Origin of the sequence: Aquabacterium sp. NJ1 (genome assembly GCF_000768065.1) — a bacterium.
GTDB lineage: Bacteria > Pseudomonadota > Gammaproteobacteria > Burkholderiales > Burkholderiaceae_C > Aquabacterium.
In genome coordinates this window covers 3113897-3137662 of record NZ_JRKM01000001.1, presented here as the reverse complement: position 1 = coordinate 3137662, position 23766 = coordinate 3113897, and the positions used below count along the sequence as shown (strand labels likewise).

Genomic DNA, 23766 nt, shown 5'->3' with positions numbered 1-23766 from the left:
GCGCCGCGAACCACGGCATACACAGTCAGGTTGACTGGTCATGCTACGCCTCCAAGACGCGTTTGACCAGACTTTGGCAACCTCGGAAAACACCCCCCTGAGTACAGGAAGGGGAATCCCGGAATTGTTGATTTTCGCGCAGACAGGTGACCTGGATATGGCCATCCTGACGGGAACCCTCAAGGCCTCGCAACGAACCGTCAGGTCCCCTTCCCATGAGCAAAGCCCACCCGCAAGACAATGCCGCACATGGCACAGGCGCGCCACTCGCGGCTGCACCTCAGAACACCTTCGACATGGTCACGGCAGGCGCCGGCAGCGCCCCCGACGCAACCGCTCTGTCATTCTTTCTCGACGTGGAGAACCATAAGCGACCATTCAAATGGACCCACGCCGAAATCAAGCAGCAGATCGTACGCGCAGCCAACGCCTTTTATCGCCATGGCCTGAGGCGCGGCGACGTCATCGCGATGGTGCTGCCCAACATGCCAGAGGCTCACTGGACGATATGGGGCGGCGAAGCAGCTGCCATCGTCATGCCCGTCAATCCCATGCTGGAGCCAGACACGATTGCATCCCTGCTGAAAGCAGCAAACGCTCGCGCAATCGTCACGCTCGCGCCTACACCCATGGTCGATCTGTGGGAAAAAGTCACGGCACTGCTACCCAAGGTTCCGTCCGTCCGAAAGGTCTTCACAGTCAGTCCACTTGACTATCACCTCGGTGTCCTGGCCCCCATCCTCAGACTGCAGGCCAGGCTGAAAACGCCCAGGACCGCAGGTCAAGCAAAGGTGTACAGCCTCACTCAAGAGATGAGGTGCTCGCGAGATAACGACCTGGTCTTCGCGCCACCGTGCCTTGACGACATCGCATCCTATTTCTGCACGGGCGGCACGACCGGCGCCCCAAAGATCGCCAAGCGCACACACCGCACCGAGGTCAGCAACGCCAGCATGGTGGCACGCGTTCTCTCAGGAGAGCTGAACCCCGGTGCCGTCCTTTTTTGTGGCCTGCCCCTGTTTCATGTCAATGCGCAGTTGGGCAGCGGCTTGGTCCCGTGGTCGCGTGGTGCACACGTTGTTCTGGCGACACCCCAGGGATACAGGGGCAAAGATGTCATTCAACGGTTCTGGGAGCTGGTTGAGCATCACCGCATCGTGTCCTTCTCCGGCGTGCCCACCGTCTACACGGCCTTGATGAACGTCCCGGTCAACGGGCGATCCTTGGCCAGCCTCAAAGTGGGCATCTGTGGCGCAGCGCCGCTTGCCTCACAAACCATCAAGACATTCGAGGCCGAAACAGGCGTCAAGATTCTGGAGGGATACGGCTTGACGGAAGCAGGCTGCGTATCAACGCTCAACCCGAAAGTTGGCGGCAAGGCAGGCTCCATCGGCTTATGCCTGCCAGGCCAACGCTTGATCAGCGTGATTCTGGATGAACAAGGCCGCTATGTACGCGACGCTTCAACTGACGAAGTGGGCGTCTTGGCCATACACGGCCCCAATACCTTTGCCGGCTACCTGGATCCCATGCATAACGACGGCATCTGGATTCATCGGCCGGAACCATGCACCGGCCGCATTTTGCGATGGCTCAATACCGGCGATTTAGGGCACATTGACAAGGATGGCTTTGTCTTCTTGAACGGAAGAAAAAAGGACCTGATCATCCGCGGCGGACACAACATCGACCCACGGGAAATCGAAGAGGCCCTTCACAAGCATCCCTCCGTTGCCCAGGCTGCCGCCGTGGGCCGGCCCGATGCGCACTTGGGAGAAATTCCCGTTGCCTACATCGAACTTCGGCCAGGCTGCCATACAGACGCCCAGGCACTGGCACAACACGTGGCAACCCATATCGGTGAACGAGCGGCCATTCCCAAACGCATTCATGTTCTAAAGGCACTACCCACGACTGCTGTAGGAAAAGTCTTCAAGCCAGACTTGATCAAGCTGGAAATCGAGGATGTGGTGCGAACCGAAGCTCGAAACGCGAATGTCACCCTCAATCAAATGCGAATTGAGCAGGACCCGCGCCGCGGCTTTGTGGTCATCTATGACGCGCAAGATTCATCCGAGCTGTTGCAGGACGCGCTAAGCCGCTACACATTCGGCGCAGCACCACTACAGCACACCCCGGCGAGCACGCCGATGTCACTCATCTAGAGTGGCTGGCGCCATTCATCAATCGATGGCATTGATGGTCAAGCTGCCCGATGGCGAAGCCGGAACAATCCACAGCGACACATGGCGCTCAGCCGCTTGATGAATGACTTGACTGAAGTCATGCAAGAACACGACATATTGAAACGGGCAACCGTGCACTTTGCCAACAGGGTGCGGGATTGATGGCATGAAACTCAACATCAAACTCCTGACTGCTTCTTTGATGGGCGGTCTCTTGATCCTGCTTTCCGGATGCGATGACATCGGCCCGCCGATGACCCGCACCGCACTCAGCATAGAGCGCTGGCGATCCGATCTCCAGCGCAAGGAAATCGATCTCCCCAATGGCGCGCATATGGCCTATCTTGAGGGCGGCAAAGGCGCCCCCTTGGTCCTGGTCCATGGCTTTGGCACGGACAAGGACAACTTCACGCGTGTCGCGCGTTGGCTCACACCGCATTACCGCGTCATCATTCCCGACCTCATTGGGTTCGGCGAATCATCGCACCTGCCTGAAGTCGACTACCGCTTTGCAGCACAGGCCGCGCGCGTGCACGACTTCGTCCAGTCACTCGGCCTGAAACGTGTGAGCCTGGGGGGCAACTCGATGGGCGGCGCCATCGCGCTGAGCTACGCGGCACAGCACCCGCAAGACGTGGAAAGCCTGTGGCTGCTGGACCCCGCAGGTATCGCCGAGGCACCATACGGAGACTTGGCCCGAACGCTTCTGGCCGGCAAACCGAACCCGTTGATCATCACGAAAGAAAGCGACTTCCCGGCCATGATGCAGTTCGCCATGAGCGATCCGCCTTACCTGCCAACGCCTGTGATGAATGTCCTGGCCCGGCAACGCATCGCCAATCAGTCGCTTGAGCGAAGTGTGTTCAAACAGATCGCGCTGGACTCCGTCAGCAAGGAGATCCGCGGGCTCACAACGCCCACGCTGATCGTCTGGGGCGCGGAAGACCGCGTGCTGTCAGCAGGCGCTGCCCCCGTGCTAAGGTCGCTCCTGCCTCGTTCAGAAGCCATCATCATGCCGCACGTCGGCCACGCGCCCATGATTGAACAGCCCAGGCAGTCCGCCGAGGACTACCTCAGATTCCGTGCACGGATCGATGCAAGGAGCCTTCTGTGAGATGGCGCCCCGGCGCCGGGCATCAGCGATTGGACCTTCACAGAAGAAGCCTGCCTATTCAGTTTGGCGTGTCAGGCCCAGCAGACCATTGCGCAAGTCCGCAGAGGCATCCGGCCCGATGAACATGCGCAGGAAGATTTGGTAGGCCAGTTCACTGGGGATAGGGCGAGTGCCCAGCGGCCGATCATTGAAGGTGGTCACGATCCCCTTGCCGGGTACCCAGTCGATGTTGACCACGTCGCCAGGCGCCACGCGCTTGACCTCCGCGTAGATGCTGCCGATCTCGGCTACGGTGTCGATCAACTGCTTGAACTCTGCCTCGGTCGCGGTTTTCTGGAAGTCAGAGATGAACATCCGGGAGATCGTCGAGGATGTAAAGTCCCGCAGCACGTGCAACTGGATGCGCTTGGCGCCACTGGCCCGATAGACAGAGTCCGGCACGGTCAGTCTTTCCGGCAGGTACAGGGCCACCACATTGGCCTTGAAATAGCCGCGTTTGCGCAAAGCCGCGCCATTGAGCACAAGGCGGTTGCCTGCCACGGTCGCCACGGGCTCCACCACCACACCCTCCACCTTGACCATGGCGGCATGAGCCGCTGGTACCGATGCCAGCACGGCGCCCGTCAGCAGGCTCGCGACCAGCCCTTGCCTGCCCCAGCCCAGAATGCACACACGGCCTGCAAGACCGCGCCCGACACCATATTTGGTAAAGCTCAACATCTGCATGCTCCTCGCGACGAACAGCTCATGACCAGGCGCGCGATTGGAATCAAGGAAACACATCGACGACCTCTGCCAGTCGTTCAGCCGGTTGCGGCAAGCTTTGCGAAGCTCCTGCACCTTTCTCAACCAGGGCTGCGTTTTGCTGCGTCATCTCGTCCAATTGACCAATGGTTTGAATGACAGACGTCCACCACCTACAGATAGCCCGTCGCAAGCAGACCTGCGTTGTGGCAAACGTGAAGAAGCGCCCCCGGCCAGATGGAACCCCAGCGATCACGTTGACAGCCATAGATCAAGCCGGGCACCAGAACGGCCCCCGCCAGCCAAGGTGGCTGGCGCCACAGATGAGCGGCCGCAAACAGCAGCGCCGTGATGACATTGGCCCCGCTCAGGCTCCCCATATGGAAGCCAGGGAAGCGTCGCCTCAAAGCGCCCTGAATCACCCCTCTGAACAGCAGCTCTTCACACACTGGCTGAATGACGGCAACCGAGAGCAACACACCCGCATCACTGCCAGCAGGCGCCGCATGGATGTGAAGCCACGATGCCAGCACCCACACAGGGATCGCCAGCATCAGCGCGGCCACGAAGAGCGGATCCCCCAGCCAGGCACGCCAGGCACTGTCGCTCACGCACCTTGCTCCAGGTAGCGCTGCGCATCCAAGGCGGCCATGCAACCCGACGCCGCACTGGTGATGGCCTGGCGATAAACATGGTCCTGAACATCACCCGCGGCAAAAACGCCGGGGATGCTGGTCATGGTGGCGAAGCCTTGCCCACCGCCTTGGGTCAGGATGTAGCCATCACGCATTTCCAGCTGCCCACGGAAAATATCGGTGTTGGGCCGATGGCCAATGGCGATGAAACACCCCGTGAGCGACAAGGCCTGAAGGTGACCATCCACCACATGGCGCATCCGCACACCCGTGACGCCGCCAGCGTCACCCAGCACCTCATCCAATTGCATGAAGAGGTGCAACGCCACGCGCCCCTCGGCCACTTTGGCGAGCAGCCTGTCGACCATGATGGCCTCGGCCCTGAAGGAGTCGCGCCGATGAATCAAGTGCACCTTGCTGGCGATGTTGCTGAGGTAAAGGGCCTCCTCCACTGCCGTGTTGCCCCCGCCCACCACACACACCTCCTGCCCCTTGTAGAAGAAGCCGTCGCATGTGGCGCAACCGCTGACCCCCCGCCCCATGAAAGCAGCCTCCGACGGCAACCCCAGGTAATTGGCAGAAGCGCCCGTCGCAACGATCAGTGCATCAGCGGTATAGACGCCCGAGTCACCTTTGAGCACGAACGGGCGACGAGACAGATCCGCCTCATGGATGTGATCAAACACCATGTTCGTGTTGAACCGAGCAGCATGCGCCTCAAAGCGCTGCATCAATTCCGGGCCTTGTACACCCAGCACATCAGCGGGCCAGTTGTCGACCTCCGTGGTCGTCATCAACTGCCCGCCTTGCGCCAACCCGGTCACCAAGGTTGGCGCCAGATTTGCCCTCGCGGCGTAAATCGCCGCCGTATATCCAGCGGGCCCGGAGCCCAATATCAAAACCTTGCTATGCATACCACCTCACACGAATAACATCCGTTTGAAACGAAACAATTAAATAGAATTCCAAAAGGGGCTTCCGTGCGCCTTGAGTGCGACCTTGCTCCGCCGCACCCTGGCGTCGTCACGCCTCTTGCTACCCAATGTATGGCTCGAAAATTGCGCCCGGATTTCCGCGGAATTACATTTGCGTAAGCTAACGAATAACCCTAGGGTTGATGCCGCCCCGCATCCCGGTGCCAAACCAACACACCGTTTGAATCAAACACCAGAATCTCCAAACCCATTCTTTTTTCTGGAGATTCAGATGAAATTTGCATTGCGTCCCACACTGGCGCTGCTCTTGGCCTCAGCCAGTTTCGTGGCCTCGGCCGATCCGCTGTCGCTGGTCAGCGAATTCGGGCTCGGTAGCGGCTTCCAGGCCACGGACATCAACGCCCTGGGCACGGTAGCCGGCCTGAACGGATACGACAACAGCGTGCAGGTCTGGCAAGCAGGCCAATTCACCACGCTGGGCACAAGCCTGGACACGCTGGAAGTGGTGGGCATCAACAACCAGAACACCGTGCTGTTCAACAGCGTTGACACCAACGGCGGCCTGCACTACACGGTCTGGCGTCAAGGCGCCACGCAGGCCATGGGCAACGGCCTGGCGAACCTGACCCTCAATGGCCTCAATGACGCAGGCACCGCCGTGGGCATGACCATGGCCAACGGTGCCATGGCATGCGGGGTGGCCATCGGCCCAGCAGGCTCAGTCAGTGGCACCACCTGCGTCAACGGCGCCCACGCGGGCTACATGGCCATCAACGGACAAGGCAATCGCGTCCTGAGCACCGTGGATCCCAACAACGGCCAGGTCCAGACCTTCCTGGAAGCGGCAGGGCTGCGTCAATCGCTGGCCCCCATGACCTCCGTCGCGGGACTCAATGACCAAGGCAGCACCGCAGGCATCAGCAACGGCCGCGCCGTGGTGATCAATGCAAGCGGCCATGCCACCGACGTTCTGGCCGGTTACGCAGGAGCGAGCAACGCCCGCATATACGACATCAACAACCTCGGGCAGATCGTGGGCCAGTTCGTTGACAGCAACGCCAACACCCAGGCCTTCCTGTGGGACGACAGCCATGGCGTGACCTTGCTGAATGCCAACCTCGCCTCCCTGGGGCTGCAGCGCCTTGACGACACCCAAATCGGGCTCAACGATCAGGGACAACTGGTCATGACCGTCTATGACACGGGCAACAATGACCTGGGAACCGTGATCCTGCAATCGAGCCCCCCTGCCGTCCCCGAGCCCGCCATGTGGCTGACGATGGGGCTGGGCCTGGTCGGGATTGCGCTGACACGAAGCAGGCCCACCAAGGCCCGAGGTGTCTGAACCCTGCAGCCAAGCCTGTGCCACTGATGCCCCGCCAAGCCCCTGCACCGGATGGGCACGTGGCGGGGCTCATGGTGTTGAACAGTCGAGCCTACGTGAAACACCTCTGGTGAGGACAAGCAGAATCCTGCAGGATGTCGACAGCCGCCCCAACAAGGCGCGCCATGCTCAAGGGTAGGCCGTGACCTCAAGGTAACCCGTGCGGCTTGACATGTTGGGGCCCTCTGCCGATCAGCGCCCCCCTGTCACCACAGGAACGGCTGGCGCTGCAGCCAACAGTGAGAACAGAAGTGAAACTCCTCGTCGTTGAAGACGAAAGCAAGACGGGCGAATACCTCAAACAAGGTCTCATGGAAGCAGGCTTCATGGTGGATCTGGCCCGAACCGGGCTGGATGGGCACTATCTGGCCATGACAGAAAGCTACGACCTCATCCTGTTGGACGTGATGCTGCCTGACGTTGATGGCTGGCGCATCATTCGCTCACTGAGAGAGACCGGCAAGCTCACACCAGTGATGTTCGTCACCGCCCGAGACAGCATCGAAGACAGGGTCAAAGGCCTGGAACTGGGGGCAGACGACTACCTGGTCAAGCCGTTTGCCTTTGCGGAGCTGCTGGCCCGGGTTCGCACACTGCTGCGCCGTGGTCATGCACCGGTGCAGTCTGATGTGCTCCAGATTGCCGATCTGGCACTGGACCTCACCCGTCGTCGCGCAACCCGATCGGGCCACCGCATCAGCCTGACAAGCAAGGAATTCGCCTTGCTGGAGCTGCTGGTCCGCAGACAAGGCGAAGTGCTCCCTCGCTCGCTGATCGCCTCGCAGGTGTGGGACATGAACTTCGACAGCGACACCAATGTGATCGAAGTGGCCATCCGACGCTTGCGAGCCAAGATCGACGACCCCTTCGAACCCAAGCTGATTCGCACCGTGCGAGGCATGGGGTATTGCATGGAGGCGCCTGATGGAGACTGAGCGCCGGCGACGCAGGCGGCCAGTCTCACTGACATTGCGTTTGACCACCTTGATTGCCATGGCCATCGCCGTGACCGTCATGGGCTTTGGTTGCCTGATTGAACGCACCATTGAGCAGCGCTTTGCCGAGCAGGACGCGGAAGAACTCGATGTCTTCGCCACCACGCTGCAGCACTTGCTGCAAACCTTCATGCTGGGGCAACCCACCGCCGAGGTGGACCAACGCCTGGCTGGCGCCATCAAAGGGCGCCACAAAATGTTCTATTGCGTCGTGGACAGCGCAGGCCACCCCGTCTTCGCCACGCCCGACTTCAAGGTCACGAACGTTGACTGGCCCAAGCCGATCGGCGAGCGAGTCAGCAAAGACGCGCTTCGCGTCTGGCGAGTACAGGGGCAGGCCTATCGTGGCGCGCTCGTTCTCGTTGCGCACCCCGTGAGCGGCAAGGCGCCATACCAGGCCGTGGTCGCCACGAGCATGACGTTCAACGAAAATTTTTTGAACAGCATCCATCGCACGATGTGGACTGCCATACCCGTTATCGGGCTGATTGCAGTCCTGATCGCCTGGTTGGTGATCTACACCGGGCACGCCCCACTGAGAAGCATCAGCGCGCGTATTCGGAGTGTGTCAGCAGAGCGGCTGGACATTCAGCTTGATCCTGAACGCGTCCCCATTGAACTGGCGGAGTTGGCCAATTCCTTCAACGCCATGCTCAAGCGCGTGCGCCAGGACTTTCAGCGTCTTCAAGACTTCTCGGCTGACATTGCGCACGAGTTGCGGACCCCCATCACCAACCTCATCACGCAAACTCAGGTTCTGCTCACGAAAGCTCGCTCGATTGAGGAGTACCAGGAGGTGCTCTATTCCGACCTGGAGGAATACGAGCGGATGGCCAAGATGGTGGGCGACATGCTCTACCTGGCCCAGACAGACAACCACCGCATCAAACCTGAATTCAGCCGAGTCAACCTCGCCCAGGAGGTGACCGACCTGTTCGACTACTTCGAAGCCTTTGCTGAGGAGCGTCAGGTTCAACTGTCCCTGAGCGGGCCCGCCACCTGGATCCAGGGCGATCGGTTGATGCTTCGTCGTGCATTGAGCAATTTGCTGTCCAATGCCATCTTGCACACCCAAGCCAATCAGACCATTACCGTCACGCTGCTTGAAATTGGTCAGTACGTGCACGTGGAGGTGGTCAATCCAGCCCCGCCTATTGCGCCCGAACACTTGCCCCACCTGTTTGATCGCTTCTACCGCGTTGACCCATCCAGACAGCGCCAGGGTGAAGGCGCGGGCCTGGGCTTGGCCATCGTGAAATCCATCGTGGAGCTGCATGACGGCCGCATCACCGTCACGTCGGCCAACGGCATGACCGCCATTGAAGCGATCTTGCCCAAAAATGGCTCGTCAGGCCCCCGCTGAAGCCAGGCTGCGCAAGAACTCCTCCACCCGCTGAAAGCCGACGACTCGCTTGTCTGACAACTCGCGCCCGTTGGCGTCAAAGAACACGACGCCCGGCGGGCCAAAGAGACTGAAGCGCTTGAGCAGCCCCTTGGTTTCAGCGTTGGTCTCGGTCACATTGGCTTGAATCAAGACCACCTTGGCCAACCTGTCCTGGACACGCTTGTCCGAGAAGGTCAGGTGCTCCATTTCCTTGCAAGCCACACACCAATCCGCATAGAAGTCAACCATGGCCAACTTGCCCTGCGCGGACGCCTCCGCCAATGCCGCCTCCAGGGCAGCCGCGTTGGCCACCGTTCTGAATGGCAACCCAGCCTTCTTGTCAGTGGTCGCCGAGGTCGTTGCGGCAACGGCCGAAGACACCGCGCCCCCCCTCACCTCACTCAGTGGAGCCCAAGGATTGGTCGCACCGGTCAAGGCCCCGACGAGCTCAAAGAGCCCCAACACCACGAACACGGACCCAAGCCCCTTGACGGCCCGGTGCCGCACACTGGACTGAGGACCAATGGCGTCGAAGGCGCCAAACAACGCACCCCCCAAGGCCAGCCACACCCCCAGCAAGCCAAGCAAGGCCATGGAAGGCAAGACGGGCGATACCAGCCACAGCGCCACACCCAGCATCACCATGCCGAAGAAGGTCTTGACCGACTCCATCCACATGCCCGTGTTGGGCAACAAGGAACCTGCGGACACGCCCACCAGCAACAGTGGCACGCTCATGCCACAGGCCAGTGCATAAAGCGCGGTGCCACCGAACACCACGTCTCTCGTCTGGCTGATGTAGAGCAAGGCACCGGCCAGCGGCCCCGTCACGCAAGGCCCGACGATGAGCGCGGAAAGCAGGCCCATCAGGAACACGCCAATCAGGCTGCCCCCCTTCAACTGAGTGGAACGCGCCGTCAGGTGGCCTTGAATGAAGCTGGGCATCTGCAATTCATACGCACCAAACATCGACAAGGCGAAGGCCACCAGCATCAAGGCAAAGACGGAAAGGACAATCGGGTTTTGCAGATAGGACGCCAACCCCTCGCCCAGAAGCCCTGCAGCCACCCCCATCGCGGTGTACACCAGCGCCATGCCTTGTGAATAGCTCAACGCCAGCACGAAGCCTCGAACTCGCCCGACGTCCGAGCCCTCCCCGACGATGATCGACGACAGAATGGGCACCATGGGCAAGACGCAGGGGGTGAAGGACAGCAACAAGCCCGCCAGGAAGAACACACCCACGATCTTGAAGAGGTTGCCGGAGGCCAAGGCACGCTCAATGCTGGAGCCACCATCGGCCGCCTTTGGTGGCAACGCATCCTTCACAACAGGTGCGCTCGCCGACGTCGCCAGCGCAGCCAAGCTGGCAGCGCCTTCAGGCTGGGCGGCAGCCCCTCCCGCCACCTCTTCGGCCTGCGCCAACTCAACCGATGCCAGCCTTCCATCCACGCCCGGTCGCACCCTCAGGTACAGCACCTGAGGCGGGTAACACAAGCCATCATCGGCGCAGCCCTGGTAGCCCACCATCACATACCCTTTTGACTTGAGGCCATCAAGGACAGGCAGGCTGATGCTCAGATGGTCGTAGTAGACCTCCTCGACCTTGCCGAAGGTTTCGTCATACTGCCGCTTTCCAGGTGGCAAGAATGGGGTGCCCAGTTTCATCGCATCTGAGATCGGCTGAAACGACAGCCGATCTCGATACAGATGCGTTCTCGGCGCAATGGCAACCTCGATGCGCACGTCGTGGCCAGAGGGCGCCACGCTGGCCTCAACCTTGAACGCGTCCTCGACAGCCAAAAAGTCGTCACCAGCGTGCGCGTTCACGCAAAAGGCTGTCAACAACGCCAACAGCCCAACCAGCCCGGCGCGAAGCCCATGAGCCGTCCATATCCTCAGCATGTTCGATACCCCGTTCTCAAATGCAAATACGTTCTTGAACTTACTCATGGTGCACCTCTGCAAACCTGCCCAGACTGATCCACGCCCAGCCACGTAACCCCTTGCGAGCGCAAAAACGCCGGGGCCTGATCCTGCTTGAGCATGGCAATCGTGCTCAAGGCACCGGCTGCTGAGCAAACCGATGACACCACGCTGATGGACCGCCAGAACATCACCGGCATCAGGGTCCACGGATGCAGGATGTGGCAATACCGGTGCCCATCGACATCCATGTAGCGTTCGTAATCTCCGCTGGTCGCCATGGCGCCAGACGACAGCTTCATCGTGGCAATGGCGTGATCAGCCTCACGTGGGTGCGCCACACCGATATCCCAGGGCTCACCATCCGGCCTGGGGCCCATGAGCCGGATGTCTCCACCCAGGTTGACGTAGCCATGGCGAACCCCTTTGCCCATCAAAAGCGCAGCGGCCCGATCGGCCGCGTACTCCTTGCCAAAGCCGCCAAAGTCGATCTCCATGCCGGGGCGCGTCAGGCGCACGCTGGTGGAGGAGATCTGCACATCGAACACGAGCTCCAGCTGACGCCAGCCAACCAGCGGGCGCAACGCTTCCAGTTGGGCCGTGGAGGGCACGCGCCCAGACTTGAAGTCCCATGCCCGCCTCAACACGCCGCTGGTGATGTCAAACAGCCCTTCGCTGAAGTCCCAGAGCTTGTCTGCGTAGGCCATCAGTTGTGCGGTTTCGTCATCCAGGACGATGAACTCGCCATTGCCCGCAGCGGCATTGATCTGGCTGACGATGCTGTCGCTCCGGTACCGGGAGTACTTGTACTCGATGCGCAGCACCTCTCTGATCGCCAGCTCGGCAAGCGCCCTGGCCTCGTCCATGGGTACGCCGGCAAGACGAATGTCCCCACCACACCCCATGGCCAGGAAGCGGACGCCCAGTTCATCATCCAACTGCTTCATGATCAGTAACTACGCTTGAGTCCCCACTGCACACTCATCGCCTTGAACGGATCCAGCCCAGGGGACCCATTACCACCGGCACGCCAATCGGCTCGCTGCTCATACCAGTCGCCGCGCAGATCGGTTGACCAACCCTTGGCAAACTTGCAGGTGACTTTCACGCCCATCGTCCTCGCGCCAAACGCGGCCAGACGCTGATCCGTTGCCAGGAACTCCTGGTCGCTGTCAGGCGAGTTGTGTGTCCCCGGAACAGGATCCAGATAGAAGTAGGCCGCGCTTTGCGTGTAGTAGCGCAGCAAGGGCGTCAATTGCCACTGCTCATTGAGGTTCTGAACCCACTCGATCTGCCATGTGTGAGAGCGCAAGTCCCACGTGTCAGAGTAATGTCGGTAGCTGGCTCGCAGTGTCGCGTCAAGCGGCTCGACGTGGTGGTTCCATCGCAGCAACTGGGTCAACTGCTCACGCCGGCGTGGTCGTGAGTCACCCTTGTAGCTGTCGGAGAAATAGCCCGCCCCCACGCTGAAGCCGACATTGAACTGGATCAGGTCCGTCTGGCTCAAGGCCTGGGTTACCCCAAGCAGATACTCGTTGGTGCGCTTGCGCTCGTGCAATGAAGCGCTTTCGCGCGACGTGATCGTGTCCTTCGACACCGCAGCACCAACCGCCCACGTGGTGTTGTGATCGTCGCTGGAGAAGCTGGCGTTGAGCCCCGCCGACTCCGACAGGTAATCATGCTCCTTCGATCTGCTCAAGGAGAAGCTGTAGGAACTGCGTGGCAGATAGTAGGTCACGCTGCCATTCAGCGCCGTCCGGTTGTCATGCATGGACGCTCGGGACGGAATATAGGTATAGCTTCTGGGCGAGGCTCCCGAGACCGCATCGTTGACTGCGGTGGCCGACATCGACCACTGCGAGCCCAACGGCGCCTCAATGGACACCGCCGGTGCATGCACCGTGATGCGGTCATGGCCAGGCTGCTTTTCCTTGTAGTACAGGTACTTGAAAGCCAGGGTCGTTTGTTCGGGCGGGTTTTCCGCGTGGGCAGGCGAAGGACACAAGCCCGGCAAAGCCAGCGCCGCGACCAGCACCGTGCCGGTCATCGAGCTGAGCGCCTTGAGATCAGTTACAGCCACAACCACCCCCACCTACGCCATAGCCACCGGATGAGCCCTCTTTGCTCCCCAAAATATGCTGGGTAAACTGGGCCTCCAGCCCGTCGCTGTCCATGGTCATTTCAGGTTTGGCGAGCAGGCTCTTTTCCCAGGGTTGGGGCGGATTGATCAGGCCTGCGCAAGCGGTCAGTGAACCCATGGCGATCAGCGCGGCGAGGCAACGCGCCACGCGCATCAGGTGCTGTTGCCCGTGCTTCACTTGCTTCCCCCGGCGCCTTTGAGCGCGTCCTGGATCAAGGCCTCCAGCTCTGCGCCATCGTCATGCCGGAAGCCGGAATGCACCAGCACCACTCGACCATCCGGGCCAACCAAATACGACGACGGCATGCCCTTCACCCCGAACTTGCGTGGTGACTCCCCCTTGCTGTCGAAGGCCACCGTGAACGATGCCGGCGTGCCTTTCAAAAACGCTTGCGCGTCTGCCATCTTCTGATCCAGGTTGACGGCGATGATCTTCAAGCCCTTGTCGCCGTACTTCGCCTGCATGTCGTTCATCCAGGGGAAGGAGTGTTTGCATGGGCCGCACCATGAAGCCCAGAAGTCAACGTAGACCACACTGCCCTTCAGATCGGCAGGCGAAAGCCCACCGCCGCCCATCTTTTCCCAATTGAATGAGGGCAGGCTTTGCCCAACATCCAAGGCGTGCGCCGACAGGCACAACACACCCAAAGACAAGGCCACCAGACGGGACTTCAATCGATACATGTCGTTCATTGATAGATTCCAGAGGGAAAGGGGTTGAAGACGAGCACCCTGCCAGTCAGGGGCGGCGCGATCGGCCGCAGCTCACCACCAGGGCGACCACGGACATGAACAGCAACATGGGGTCAAAATCGGCCGAGGGGCCGACGATGGCGCAGCCACCTGCCCCGTCGTTGCTGGCTTGCGGCGTCGACAACGTGCTGGCCGCTGCAACAGAAGCCTCGTCAGCCTCTACCGCCAGGACCTGTGCACCCGCGCTGGACTGGACCTGGATGGAAGCCGACGCGGGCCCGCTGACCATCACAGCCAGCAAACATTGCTGCCCCGCCTCCAACACGTCACCCTTGTTGCAATACCCGGGGCCACTCGCCAGACGAACATGGTCGCTGGCATCGTTCAGGCTGATATCTCCGACCGTGACGGCCACACCGCCTGCGTTGAGCAAAGTGCTGGACCCGGCATAGCTATGCCCGGCCTCGACATTGTTGAACTTCAGCGCGTTGGGAGACAGGCTGACCGCCGACAAGCTGCCGATCAGAGGGATGCGCAAAGCAGGTGAAGCAGCTTGCAGGGCCCCACCCCTTGCATTGATGGCATCACCCTGGATCACCAGCACGGCGTCCTGCTGAGATGCCGATGTCGCCTCATAACGCACCTGAATCTGGCACTCGCTCACGGCCAGCGCCGTGGCCTTGGTTTGAGGGCCTCCGATGACCAGGCCCGAACAGGCTGATGAATCGATCGTGAATGAGGCCGCCCCCGAGCCCTCCAGCGTGGCACTGCCCAAGCTGAAGTACAACCCGCCGTTGTTGCTCAAGGTGACGCTGCGCGCGTCGTTGCCGTTCAGCGTGGCGCCGAAGCTGAGTGATGGCGTATTGGCTGCAGACATGGCAGACAGATAGGCTGCGATGTCCGCGTACTCGCTGGCGGAGAAAATGCCAGCCAGCTGCCCCATGTCCCCCGTGTTGTTGTCCACTGCATGCTGGATGACATCCGGCTGCCCTGAACCGGTGAGCACATTCGATATGTTGCGTGTTGGGTCCACGTTGTGGCACCCACTGCAACTCGCCCCTCCCGTTCTGGCTTCATCGTTGTAGAGCTGCTTGCCGTTCACGGGATCCCCTGCGGCGAGCGCCTCGCCAGAGCCCGCCAGCAAAACCAGCGTGAAGGCAAACAGATGACTGCGAACCTGACTGCGATACGTCGTCATTGACTTGTCCATTGATTTCAAATGCCGCCGAATTGGCTGAGCCTGCCGGTGAACCAGGCCACGTGTCCGACACGCAACCCGGCTCAATCGGCTCAGCTCACTCGATCAGTCGCAGCGGTGCGACAGGAAAGCCAGCAGGCTCGGGCACGCAGCCTTGGGGGGGCGAGGAGAGCTGGTGACAGGCACCACCACAGGCGTCGCGCTGGCGTTGCTGACAACGGTGATCTTGCTGTTCAAGGTGGAGGACATGACGAGCGATGTCACCTTCATCGTGCAAGACTGACCAGCGTTGAGCGTGAACGGCACACGGTCACACGTACCACCTTCCGGCACCTGACGAGACAGCAGCATCACAGGCAGGCTGGCAGCCAAGGTCGTCACCTTCAGTTGGCCCGAACCTGTGTTGGACACGGTAAACACCTGCGGCTGCATGAAGAGACCAGTCTTGGCAGGGATCAGGTTGATGGCCAATGGCGCCACCGTCATGGCCGGCACGGCTGGTGCCACCCCGGTTCCCGACAGCGCAATCGCACCAGGTCCTGTTGCATTGCCGAGCACGGCCAGGGACGCGGTACGAGCGCCTGCTGCAGCGGGCTGGAAGGCCACGCCAACAGAACAGCTTGCACCTGCGGTCAGGCTTGTACCGTTGGCACACGTCGAACCCGTGATCGTAAAGTCATCCGCATTGGCACCGGACTTCTGAATCTGTGTCAACGTGGCATTGCCCGGCCCTGCATTGCTCAAAACCAGCGTTTGAGTCGATGCGACGGAACCCACATTGGTATCCGCGAAGCTCAAGCCGGTCGCCGAGGACTGCCATGACAGCACAGGCAAGACCACAGCCACACCTTGCGCGGACAGGCCGATCCTGGTGGGCGAACCTGCAGCGTTGCTGACAATCGTCAGCGTGCCGCTTGCGGCGCCCGCCGATGCGGCGGAGAAGGTGGTGTTCACCGTGCAGGATGCACCCGCAGCCAGAGAGGCCCCGCAGTCATTGGTTTGCGCAAAGCTGCTCGGCGTGGTGGCAATCGACGAGACGCTCAACGCGGCATTGCCCGTGTTCTTGATGGCAAGCGCCTTGGCGGCCGAGGTCTGGCCCACGGTCACGCTGCCCAGATCGAGCTGACCCGGCGTCACGCTGACCAGCGGGGCAGGCGCTGCGACGGCCGTGCCACTCAGTGCCAGGGTGGCCGTCGGGTTCGACGAGCCGCTGGTGTTGATGGTCAAGGTTCCAGTACGCGTACCCACGGCGGCAGGGGAGAAGGTCACCTTCGCCGTACAGTTGCTGCCCACAGCCAAGGACGCACCGGTGGCGCAGTCGCCGCCCACAACGAAGTCCGCGCCATTGGCGCCCGTGATGCTCATCGATGACAGGGTCAGCGGCGCGGCACCGTTGTTGCCCAGGGTCACGGCCTGCTGGCTGGTGCCACCGATGGCGGTCGACGCAAAGGTCATGCTGGACTGATTCAGCGTCAGGGTCCCTTGGGGGGCGGCATTGCCGATCCCGTTGAGGGCCACCATGCTGGGGCTGTTCGTCGCGTTGTGGGCGACGTTCAGGGTGGCCGCACGCGAACCCGTTGCCGAAGGCTTGAACACGAGCTTGACGTTGCAGCTGTTGTTGACGGCGACGGTCCCGCCGTTGGCGCACGTCGAAGTCGGGTCAATCTGGTAGTCGGCGGCGGCCGCACCACTCAGGTTGATGGACGACAGTGTCAGCGCGGCTGTGCCGGTGTTGCTGACCGCGACGGTTTGCGCAGCGCTGGCCACGCCGATGGTCTGACTGAAGGACAGGCTGCCAGGGGAGACCTGCGCCACCGGGTTGGCCGCGATACCGGTACCCGACAGGGCCACGGCCAAGGGCGAGCCCGAGCCGTTGTTGGTGATGGTCAGGCTGCCGCTGCGTGCGCCGGCCGCCGTGGGCTTGAAGCCGATACCGACGGTACAGCTCGCACCCGGCGCCACGGTGGCGGCTGTGGTGCAGGTTCCACCGGTGATCGGGAACTCGGACGTGCCCGTGGCGATGGCGCTGAACGACAGATTGGCCGTACCGCCATTGGAGACCGTCACAGACTGCGATGCGGCAGACGCGCCAACCACGATGGATCCGAAGGACAGGTTCTTCGTGGATACGCTCGCAGAGGGCGCGGGGGCGGGGGCGCCGGTGCCCGACAAGGTGGATGAGACGTTGCCGACTGCCGAGGTGAGCGACAGGCTGGCACTGCGCGTGCCAGTCGCGGTTGGCGTGAAGCCGACCGTCACCGTACAGCTGCCGCCTGCGGGCACGGCGGTGGCGGTGGAGCAGGTCCCGCCCTTGGTGAAGTCACCTGGATTGCTGCCCGCCAAGGTGATGCCTGTCAGCGTCAGGGGCGCGGCGCCGGCATTGCTGACGGTCAGCGTCTGTGCCGTGCTCGATGTCGTCAGCGCCGTGGAAGCAAATGTGACGGAAGCCGGTGCCATGGCGATCTGTGCCGCGGGCGCTGGCGTGGTGCACGTTCTGGTCGTGGCGTTACAGGTCGCCAGATAAGCGGCCATGTCCGCCACTTCCGAGGACGTGAACTTCCCCTTGAACTCCCCCATGCCGCCCACGTTGTTGTCGATGGCCGTCTGGATCGCACCGGGGTTGTTGGCACCATTGAGAATGAAGCTCACATTGCGGGCGGGGTTGGCGTTGTGGCAGCTCGCGCAGGAGTCATTCCAGAAGGTCCGAGTGTCGTCGTTGTACAGCAGCTTGCCGTTGTCAATACTGGCGGCGTACGCCGTTGTGGCTGACGCCATCGACAGCGCCAGGAGCGACAAACTGAAAGCTGTTTTACCCATAGAACGCACACCTGCACGCCCCATATCAATCCTGCTCATGGTTGATCCTTCACAAATTAGTTGCATGACATAACCAGTTGATGCCGGCGTGCAAAACCTATTTATATAAACAAGTAAGCAGCATCAACAAACGTGGCCAATCATGCGGTGCGGATCACATCACGTCATACGGGATAGCACCAAACTCCCCCTGTACAAGTGATACCACTCACGCTGGATTACATGAATATAACAATATAGGTGACATTTACTTCATCAAGCCACATCACCCTGGCGTAGACCCTCACTGCTCGAGCGAGACTTGTACAAATCGCGTCAGGCGAACAAGTCAGAACACATCGACCGGAGTTATTTCCACAACGATCCAAATCATTCAAATCAATCAAATCAATCAATTAAAAACGCAACCAATTCAAAACCACCCACGTCGTCATCAAAAATTAAAAACACCCGACTGCCCCCATTAATCCAATCTGGCAACCCACCCCTTTCAAAAGCACCCAAACCGGGCCAGGCATATCACCCTCCATGCGGCACAGATACGGTGCAAATGAATCCTGTACGAGGCACACACATCGAACGACGCACGCCCCGCCCTGCTCAAATTAATTGCGCGATGCTCTTGTTTGAAACAACGATGCGCCAGGGCGCTTGGGCGGCGGCCACTGCTGAAAAAGGTGCAGACATGAAACCGGGTACCGGGGAATAGGCAGCGACTCGTGCCCCGCCCCAAGTACCTCATGCGAATCAACAGGGAAGCCATCGGCAGCCAGCGCGGGCGTGCGCGCCAAGGCCCCGCTCCCGGCCAGCCCGACAGGTGACAGCCTGTTGAGCGGAAGATGACAAATCCGTCAGCAATCGGGCGGCATGCTGGTTATGCAGCCTCCTGCGCCAGCAAGAAGGCGAGCAGGAAAGCGCCAACAACCGCGCCCCAGGCCATTCAGGGGCCTTGTCTTGCAGGCGCGGAGTCGTTCAGTTCGAGTCGCCCACACCGACCCCGGCCTGCATCGCCTGCTGGTCCGCGTGGTAACTGCTGCGCACCATGGCGCCCACGGCAGCGTGCGTGAAGCCCATCTTGCGGGCTTCTTCCTCGAACATCTTGAAGGTATCAGGGTGCACATAACGGCGCACCGGCAGGTGGTGGCCTGAGGGCGCCAGGTACTGGCCGATGGTGATCATGTCGATGTCGTGCGCGCGCATGTCGCGCATCACCTGCAGGATCTCTTCATCGGTTTCACCCAGGCCAACCATGATGCCGCTCTTGGTCGGGATGTCCGGGTGCAGGGCCTTGAACTTCTTGAGCAGGTTCAGGCTGAATTGGTAATCGCTGCCCGGGCGCGCTTCCTTGTACAGGCGGGGCGCGGTTTCCAGGTTGTGGTTCATCACATCCGGCGGCGCGGCCTTGAGGATCTCCAGTGCGCGCTCGTCGCGGCCGCGGAAGTCAGGCACCAGGATCTCGATGCGGGTGGCGGGCGACTGTTCGCGGATCTGCTTGATGCACTCGACAAAGTGGCCCGCGCCGCCGTCACGCAGGTCATCGCGGTCCACGCTGGTGATGACCACGTACTTGAGTTTGAGCGCGGCAATGGTCTTGGCCAGGTTGGCCGGCTCGTTGGCGTCCAGCGGGTCGGGGCGGCCGTGGCCCACGTCACAGAAGGGGCAGCGGCGCGTGCACTTGTCACCCATGATCATGAAGGTGGCCGTGCCATGGCCGAAGCACTCGCCGATGTTGGGGCAGGAAGCCTCTTCACACACCGTGTGCAGCTTGTGCTCGCGCAGGATGTTCTTGATCTCGTAAAAGCGCGTGCTGGGCGAACCCGCCTTGACGCGGATCCATTCCGGCTTGCGCAGCACTTCCTCCGCGGGCACCACCTTGATGGGGATGCGGGCCGTCTTGGCCTGGGCTTTTTGCTTGGCGGTGGGGTCGTAGGCCGCAGCAGGGGTCTGGCCGGCGGCGGGATCAGCGGGGGTGTTTTCTGTGGACATGGCAACGCTTGACAACAACGCCCGGCTTTTGGCTGGGCCACCTGCCACTTTAGCCGATTGGGGCCCGTGGCGGGGGAAAGCCACGGTGTGGAAAGCCGCAGGCCGGTGAATCAGGCACGCGGACACGGCCCGTGGAGGGTGTGGAGGGTGTGGAGGGCGTGCAGGCAGGGCCAGCGCCTGGCGTGCAAGGTGGGCTCAGGGTGCCAGCCGCAGGTCCAGCTGATGGGCCTGCACGGCCGCCACTTCATCCCAGCCCACGTCCACACCGATGCTGGCCAGGTCCACCGTGCGCAGCCCCTGGTAACCGCAGGGGTTGATGCGGCCATAAGGGCGCAGGTCCATGGCCACATTGAGCGCCATGCCGTGGTAGGTGCAGTGCCGGCTGACCTTGATGCCCAGGGCGGCGATCTTGCCCAGGCCCTTGAAGGGGTCACGCGGGTCGGCGGGGGTGCTCAAGGCGGCATGCGCGAAAGGGTCATCCAGGCGCACGTAGATGCCGGGGGCACCGGCCACACGGTGCCCGGTGACGCCAAAGTGCGCCAGGGTGCGGATGATGGCTTCTTCCAGCCGGTACACGTACTCCTTGACGAAGTAGCCGCGGCGCTGGAGGTTGAGCAAGGGGTAGGCCACGACCTGGCCCGGCCCATGGTAGGTCACCTGCCCGCCCCGATTGGTCTGCACCACGGGGATGTGGTCGGGGCCTTCGGGGTTGAACAGCACGTGGTCGGCCTTGCCGGCCAGGCCTTGCGTGAAGGTGGGCGGGTGCTGGCACACCCAGATTTCATCGGGCGTGTCGGCCGTGCGGGCATCGGTGAAGGCCTGCATGGCCTCCATCGTGGGGGCGTAGGGCACCAGGCCCAGGTTGTGGATGATGGTCGAGCTCACGGGTGCATTTTGACACCCATGCCGGATGCCATCAGGCCGAGGCCACGCGCTGGAACAACTGGCCAGGCAGGCGGGCCACCTGCCCCATCAGCTCCAGCTCCAGCAGGCGGGCGCCCAGGTCGGCCGCGCCCCAGCCCGTGCGGGCCGACAAGGCATCCTGGCTGACGGGGTCGTAGCCCATGGCGGCCAGGATGGGGTCTTCATGCGCCGGGGTGGTGGCGTCTGCATCGGCTCCTGCATCGGCACCTGCATCGGCGTGGCGCTCATCTGCACCGGCGGGCAAAGGCGTGCCCAGGGGAACGCCCTCCAGGCGCAGTTCTTCGAGCACGTCTTGCGCGGTCTCCACCAGCTTGGCGCCCTGCTTGATCAAGGCGTGGCAGCCACGCGCGTGTGGTGAGTGGATGGAGCCGGGGATCGCCAGCACCTCGCGCCCCATCTCGGCGGCCAGGCGCGCCGTGATCAGCGAGCCCGATTGCACCGCGGCTTCGACCACCAGCGTGCCCCGGCTCAAGGCCGCCACGATGCGGTTGCGTTTGGGGAAGTTGGTGGTGAGCGGCGGCGTGCCCAGCGCGAACTCGCTGAGCATCAAGCCCTGCTCGCCCAGGCGGTGCGCCAGGGCCTGGTGCGCCTTGGGGTAGACAAGGTCCAGCCCCGTGCCGACCACCGCGATGGTGCTGCCCAGGCCGCCGTCCAGCGCACCGGTGTGGGCGGCGCCATCCACCCCCAGCGCCAGCCCTGACACCACCGTGACGCCCGCCTGGCTCATGGCCTTGGCAAAGGCGTAGGCGTTGTCCCGGCCCTGCGGGCTGGGGTGACGGCTGCCCACCACGGCCACGGCGGGGCGCGTCAGGAGTTCCAACCTGCCTTGCGCGAACAGCAACAAGGGTGGGTCTGCGGCCTGCAGCAGCATGGGGGGGTAGGCGGGATCGGCCAGACTCAGCAGGCGCCGCACCATGCGGCCACTGGCCAGCTGAGGTGACTGCGCCAGCCAGGCCAGGGTGGCGTCCACCTGCTCGTCCAGCCCTTCGGGCTCCTTGCCCAGGGCCGTGCGCTCGCGCTTGCTCACCAAGGCAGCCAGGGCGGCCTCGTCCGCGGCAAACACCGCCTGGGGTGAACCCAGCGCGGCCAGCAGCTTGCGGGCGCTGCCGGGGCCAACGCGTGGCGTCAGCACCAGGCGCAACCAGGTGCGCAACTCCTCCCGCTCCATGCACTCCCTCTCCATTTTTTCTTGTCCGTCTTCCATCCAATAAACAAAAGGGCAGATTGGAAAACCCAAATCTGCCCTTGTAACTCAGCCGCATCCGCACCGCTGAAGCTCAGGCCCGTCAAGAGCCCGACGCGGCCTCGTCAAGGCTGCGTGAAACGGTCGCCCGCCTTGACCGGCTCCTTGACGTTGAGGATCAAGGCATAGGACACGCGATCAAACACGCGGAACACGAACAGCAGGCCATGGCGTTCGTCCGGCAGGGCCATCATGGCCTTGTCGTCGCTGGTCTTGTCGCGCATGGCCACACCCGCGCGCCACAGCGCCAGCACGTGGCCACGCTCGATGCCGTCCTTGGCGCCCTTGTTGAGGGCCACGATCTGATTCTGGCCGGCGGTCAGTGCATCGCCATAGATCGACACGATCTGGCCGGAGATGTCCTGAGCGGGCGCGTGCGGCACCATGTTGGTGTACTCGCGCGGCGGCACGGGGGCCAGGCGGTCGCCCACCACAGACTCCTGGCGCAGGCTGGTGATGGTGAAGGTAGAGGGGATGACCACCGGGCCGCCATCGGCGCCGGTCCCTTCCGCACCCTCGCGCGTCATGGTGGCGGTGCCCACGTACTGCGCCTCATAGCCCAGCACTTCGTGCGTGGTCGGGTCGCGCAGGGGCTTGGGCTCGCGGAACAGGCGCCAGTCACGGCGGTCACCCAGGTCACCGCGCACGTAGGCGGTTTCACCGCGGGACAGCACCACGCGGCCCTCTTGCGTGGCCACCACGCGGGGCGCCTGCAGCAGCTCTTCGCTGGTGTCGAACACCACGGCCTCGTTGAAGAAGGGCTCCAGCAGGTGCACGCGCACGCTGCTGATGGCGTCGTCCAGGCTGCCTTCACGCACGCGTGGCGACAGCTTGACGGTGCCGCCCGAGCCCACAACCGGCTCACCCACGCGCAGGCGGGCGCGGCCATTGCTCTTGTCCAGGTACAGCATCTGCCCCGGGAAGATCAGGTGCGGGTTGCGGATCTGCTGCATGTTCATGCCCCAGAGCTCGGGCCAGCGCCAGGGGGTCTTCAGGAACAGGCTGGAGATGTCCCACAGGGTGTCGCCGCGCTTGACGGTGTAGGTGTCAGGCGCATTGGGCGACAACTCGGACAGGGGTACGCCGGCTTCGGCCACCTTGGCGGCCGTGGCCTTTTGCTGCGGGGTGATGGGGTAGTTGGGGAAGCCCTCGGCATGCGCCGTCGTGGCCAAACTACCAGCCAGCACGCCCAGCGCAGCAAGCGCCGATACACTCAGGGCGCGGGCCTGGCGCACAAGGGCGGGGCCGCCAGTCTGCGTGATCCGAGCCGTACGGGACAGCGATCGCTGGGTCATGAAAACAGTCTCCAATTACCGTTCAAAGAGATTCCCGCAGACAGGGGCTCCTCAAATTCGGCAAAATCTGGTCAATGATCGTTTGATTCTGCCCGCAAAACGAAGGCAGTCGCAACGAAAATTGCCCCGTGTTACCAGTGGTTGCCGAGCCATTGGCGGCCGGGTCG

At 62.1% G+C, this 23766-nt stretch carries 21 protein-coding genes; 6 read left to right on the top strand and 15 right to left on the bottom strand.

The window, feature by feature from the left end:
• Positions 1-215 precede the first annotated feature (215 nt).
• Positions 216-2165, top strand: a complete 1950-nt coding sequence (locus tag JY96_RS13465) for an acyl-CoA synthetase (RefSeq protein ID WP_052162494.1) — start codon at positions 216-218, stop codon at positions 2163-2165.
• 18 nt (positions 2166-2183) lie between these two features.
• Here the strand turns inward: JY96_RS13465 and JY96_RS23230 are convergent, their stop codons facing one another.
• Entirely contained in the window at positions 2184-2366 is a 183-nt protein-coding gene (locus JY96_RS23230) for a hypothetical protein (RefSeq protein WP_152606499.1), read from the bottom strand.
• Between JY96_RS23230 and JY96_RS13460 the strand changes: the two genes are divergently transcribed.
• Positions 2353-3300 (top strand): alpha/beta fold hydrolase, encoded by a 948-nt coding sequence (locus JY96_RS13460; RefSeq protein ID WP_035038149.1) that lies wholly within the window; start codon positions 2353-2355, stop codon positions 3298-3300. The genes JY96_RS23230 and JY96_RS13460 overlap by 14 nt on opposite strands.
• A gap of 54 nt (positions 3301-3354) precedes the next feature.
• On the opposite strand, the gene JY96_RS13455 is transcribed toward JY96_RS13460, so the two are convergent.
• The 3 genes from JY96_RS13455 to trxB form a co-directional block, all read right to left on the bottom strand.
• Positions 3355-4020: a chalcone isomerase family protein gene (locus JY96_RS13455; protein WP_161784326.1), complete on the bottom strand. Its 666-nt coding sequence runs from the start codon at positions 4018-4020 to the stop codon at positions 3355-3357.
• A gap of 197 nt (positions 4021-4217) precedes the next feature.
• A complete protein-coding gene (gene mrtJ, locus JY96_RS13450; RefSeq protein ID WP_052162493.1) occupies positions 4218-4655 on the bottom strand; it encodes a JDVT-CTERM system glutamic-type intramembrane protease in 438 nt (145 codons plus the stop codon).
• Positions 4652-5593 (bottom strand): thioredoxin-disulfide reductase, encoded by a 942-nt coding sequence (trxB, locus tag JY96_RS13445; protein ID WP_035038146.1) that lies wholly within the window; start codon positions 5591-5593, stop codon positions 4652-4654. The genes mrtJ and trxB overlap by 4 nt, the downstream gene beginning before the upstream one ends.
• 292 nt (positions 5594-5885) lie before the next feature.
• Between trxB and JY96_RS13440 the strand changes: the two genes are divergently transcribed.
• From JY96_RS13440 to JY96_RS13430, 3 genes are all read left to right on the top strand, one after another.
• On the top strand, positions 5886-6959 hold the full coding sequence (locus tag JY96_RS13440) for a PEP-CTERM sorting domain-containing protein (RefSeq protein ID WP_035038144.1): 1074 nt from the start codon (positions 5886-5888) through the stop codon (positions 6957-6959).
• A gap of 290 nt (positions 6960-7249) precedes the next feature.
• Positions 7250-7933, top strand: coding sequence for a heavy metal response regulator transcription factor (locus JY96_RS13435; RefSeq protein WP_052162492.1), 684 nt, complete (start codon positions 7250-7252; stop codon positions 7931-7933).
• Positions 7923-9356 carry a heavy metal sensor histidine kinase gene (locus JY96_RS13430; protein WP_035038142.1) on the top strand — a complete coding sequence of 478 codons (1434 nt, stop codon included), beginning with the start codon at positions 7923-7925 and terminating at the stop codon, positions 9354-9356. Before JY96_RS13435 ends, JY96_RS13430 begins: the two co-directional genes overlap by 11 nt.
• Here JY96_RS13430 and dsbD read toward each other — a convergent pair.
• From dsbD to JY96_RS13395, 7 genes are all read right to left on the bottom strand, one after another.
• Complete coding sequence (gene dsbD / locus JY96_RS13425) at positions 9342-11207, bottom strand: protein-disulfide reductase DsbD (RefSeq protein WP_235333925.1); 1866 nt, start codon at positions 11205-11207, stop codon at positions 9342-9344. The genes JY96_RS13430 and dsbD overlap by 15 nt on opposite strands.
• Positions 11208-11326: 119 nt before the next feature.
• Positions 11327-12250 (bottom strand): FAD:protein FMN transferase, encoded by a 924-nt coding sequence (locus tag JY96_RS13420; RefSeq protein ID WP_035038137.1) that lies wholly within the window; start codon positions 12248-12250, stop codon positions 11327-11329.
• A 2-nt stretch (positions 12251-12252) separates the two neighbouring features.
• Positions 12253-13383, bottom strand: a complete 1131-nt coding sequence (locus tag JY96_RS13415) for a DUF3570 domain-containing protein (RefSeq protein WP_152606498.1) — start codon at positions 13381-13383, stop codon at positions 12253-12255.
• The gene (locus JY96_RS13410) at positions 13370-13621 is read right to left on the bottom strand and encodes a DUF4266 domain-containing protein (protein ID WP_235333924.1); all 252 of its coding nucleotides are present in this window, start codon (positions 13619-13621) and stop codon (positions 13370-13372) included. The genes JY96_RS13415 and JY96_RS13410 overlap by 14 nt, the downstream gene beginning before the upstream one ends.
• Positions 13618-14136, bottom strand: a complete 519-nt coding sequence (locus JY96_RS13405) for a TlpA disulfide reductase family protein (protein WP_235333922.1) — start codon at positions 14134-14136, stop codon at positions 13618-13620. The genes JY96_RS13410 and JY96_RS13405 overlap by 4 nt, the downstream gene beginning before the upstream one ends.
• Before the next feature lie 46 nt (positions 14137-14182).
• A complete protein-coding gene (locus JY96_RS13400; RefSeq protein ID WP_035038133.1) occupies positions 14183-15334 on the bottom strand; it encodes a hypothetical protein in 1152 nt (383 codons plus the stop codon).
• Between the two features lie 105 nt (positions 15335-15439).
• The gene (locus JY96_RS13395; protein WP_161784324.1) at positions 15440-18190 is read right to left on the bottom strand and encodes a choice-of-anchor D domain-containing protein; all 2751 of its coding nucleotides are present in this window, start codon (positions 18188-18190) and stop codon (positions 15440-15442) included.
• 262 nt (positions 18191-18452) lie between these two features.
• On the opposite strand from JY96_RS13395, the gene JY96_RS23225 reads away from it, so the two are divergent.
• Positions 18453-18860: a hypothetical protein gene (locus tag JY96_RS23225; protein ID WP_152606497.1), complete on the top strand. Its 408-nt coding sequence runs from the start codon at positions 18453-18455 to the stop codon at positions 18858-18860.
• A 263-nt stretch (positions 18861-19123) separates the two neighbouring features.
• On the opposite strand, the gene lipA is transcribed toward JY96_RS23225, so the two are convergent.
• The 4 genes from lipA to JY96_RS13375 all read right to left on the bottom strand — a co-directional run bounded on the left by lipA (position 19124) and on the right by JY96_RS13375 (position 23599).
• Positions 19124-20137 (bottom strand): lipoyl synthase, encoded by a 1014-nt coding sequence (gene lipA, locus JY96_RS13390; protein ID WP_035038130.1) that lies wholly within the window; start codon positions 20135-20137, stop codon positions 19124-19126.
• 195 nt (positions 20138-20332) lie between these two features.
• On the bottom strand, positions 20333-21022 hold the full coding sequence (lipB, locus tag JY96_RS13385) for a lipoyl(octanoyl) transferase LipB (protein ID WP_255352693.1): 690 nt from the start codon (positions 21020-21022) through the stop codon (positions 20333-20335).
• A gap of 31 nt (positions 21023-21053) precedes the next feature.
• Positions 21054-22229 carry a DNA-processing protein DprA gene (gene dprA, locus JY96_RS13380; RefSeq protein ID WP_035042713.1) on the bottom strand — a complete coding sequence of 392 codons (1176 nt, stop codon included), beginning with the start codon at positions 22227-22229 and terminating at the stop codon, positions 21054-21056.
• A gap of 140 nt (positions 22230-22369) precedes the next feature.
• Positions 22370-23599, bottom strand: coding sequence for a LysM peptidoglycan-binding domain-containing protein (locus JY96_RS13375; protein WP_081961244.1), 1230 nt, complete (start codon positions 23597-23599; stop codon positions 22370-22372).
• Between the last annotated feature and the right edge of the window lie 167 nt (positions 23600-23766).

What these genes read in the sequence shown, in the direction of transcription:
- JY96_RS13455 (WP_161784326.1), bottom strand. Translation starts at nt 4,020, where the DNA reads ATGTTGAGCTTTACCAAATATGGTGTCGGGCGCGGTCTTGCAGGCCGT.
- JY96_RS13400 (WP_035038133.1), bottom strand. Translation starts at nt 15,334, where the DNA reads ATGACGACGTATCGCAGTCAGGTTCGCAGTCATCTGTTTGCCTTCACG.
- JY96_RS13405 (WP_235333922.1), bottom strand. Translation starts at nt 14,136, where the DNA reads ATGAACGACATGTATCGATTGAAGTCCCGTCTGGTGGCCTTGTCTTTG.
- JY96_RS13375 (WP_081961244.1), bottom strand. Translation starts at nt 23,599, where the DNA reads ATGACCCAGCGATCGCTGTCCCGTACGGCTCGGATCACGCAGACTGGC.
- JY96_RS13465 (WP_052162494.1), top strand. Translation starts at nt 216, where the DNA reads ATGAGCAAAGCCCACCCGCAAGACAATGCCGCACATGGCACAGGCGCG.
- trxB (WP_035038146.1), bottom strand. Translation starts at nt 5,593, where the DNA reads ATGCATAGCAAGGTTTTGATATTGGGCTCCGGGCCCGCTGGATATACG.
- JY96_RS13430 (WP_035038142.1), top strand. Translation starts at nt 7,923, where the DNA reads ATGGAGACTGAGCGCCGGCGACGCAGGCGGCCAGTCTCACTGACATTG.
- JY96_RS23230 (WP_152606499.1), bottom strand. Translation starts at nt 2,366, where the DNA reads ATGTTGAGTTTCATGCCATCAATCCCGCACCCTGTTGGCAAAGTGCAC.
- JY96_RS13440 (WP_035038144.1), top strand. Translation starts at nt 5,886, where the DNA reads ATGAAATTTGCATTGCGTCCCACACTGGCGCTGCTCTTGGCCTCAGCC.
- lipA (WP_035038130.1), bottom strand. Translation starts at nt 20,137, where the DNA reads ATGTCCACAGAAAACACCCCCGCTGATCCCGCCGCCGGCCAGACCCCT.
- dprA (WP_035042713.1), bottom strand. Translation starts at nt 22,229, where the DNA reads ATGGAGCGGGAGGAGTTGCGCACCTGGTTGCGCCTGGTGCTGACGCCA.
- JY96_RS13420 (WP_035038137.1), bottom strand. Translation starts at nt 12,250, where the DNA reads ATGAAGCAGTTGGATGATGAACTGGGCGTCCGCTTCCTGGCCATGGGG.
- JY96_RS13395 (WP_161784324.1), bottom strand. Translation starts at nt 18,190, where the DNA reads ATGAGCAGGATTGATATGGGGCGTGCAGGTGTGCGTTCTATGGGTAAA.
- JY96_RS13460 (WP_035038149.1), top strand. Translation starts at nt 2,353, where the DNA reads ATGAAACTCAACATCAAACTCCTGACTGCTTCTTTGATGGGCGGTCTC.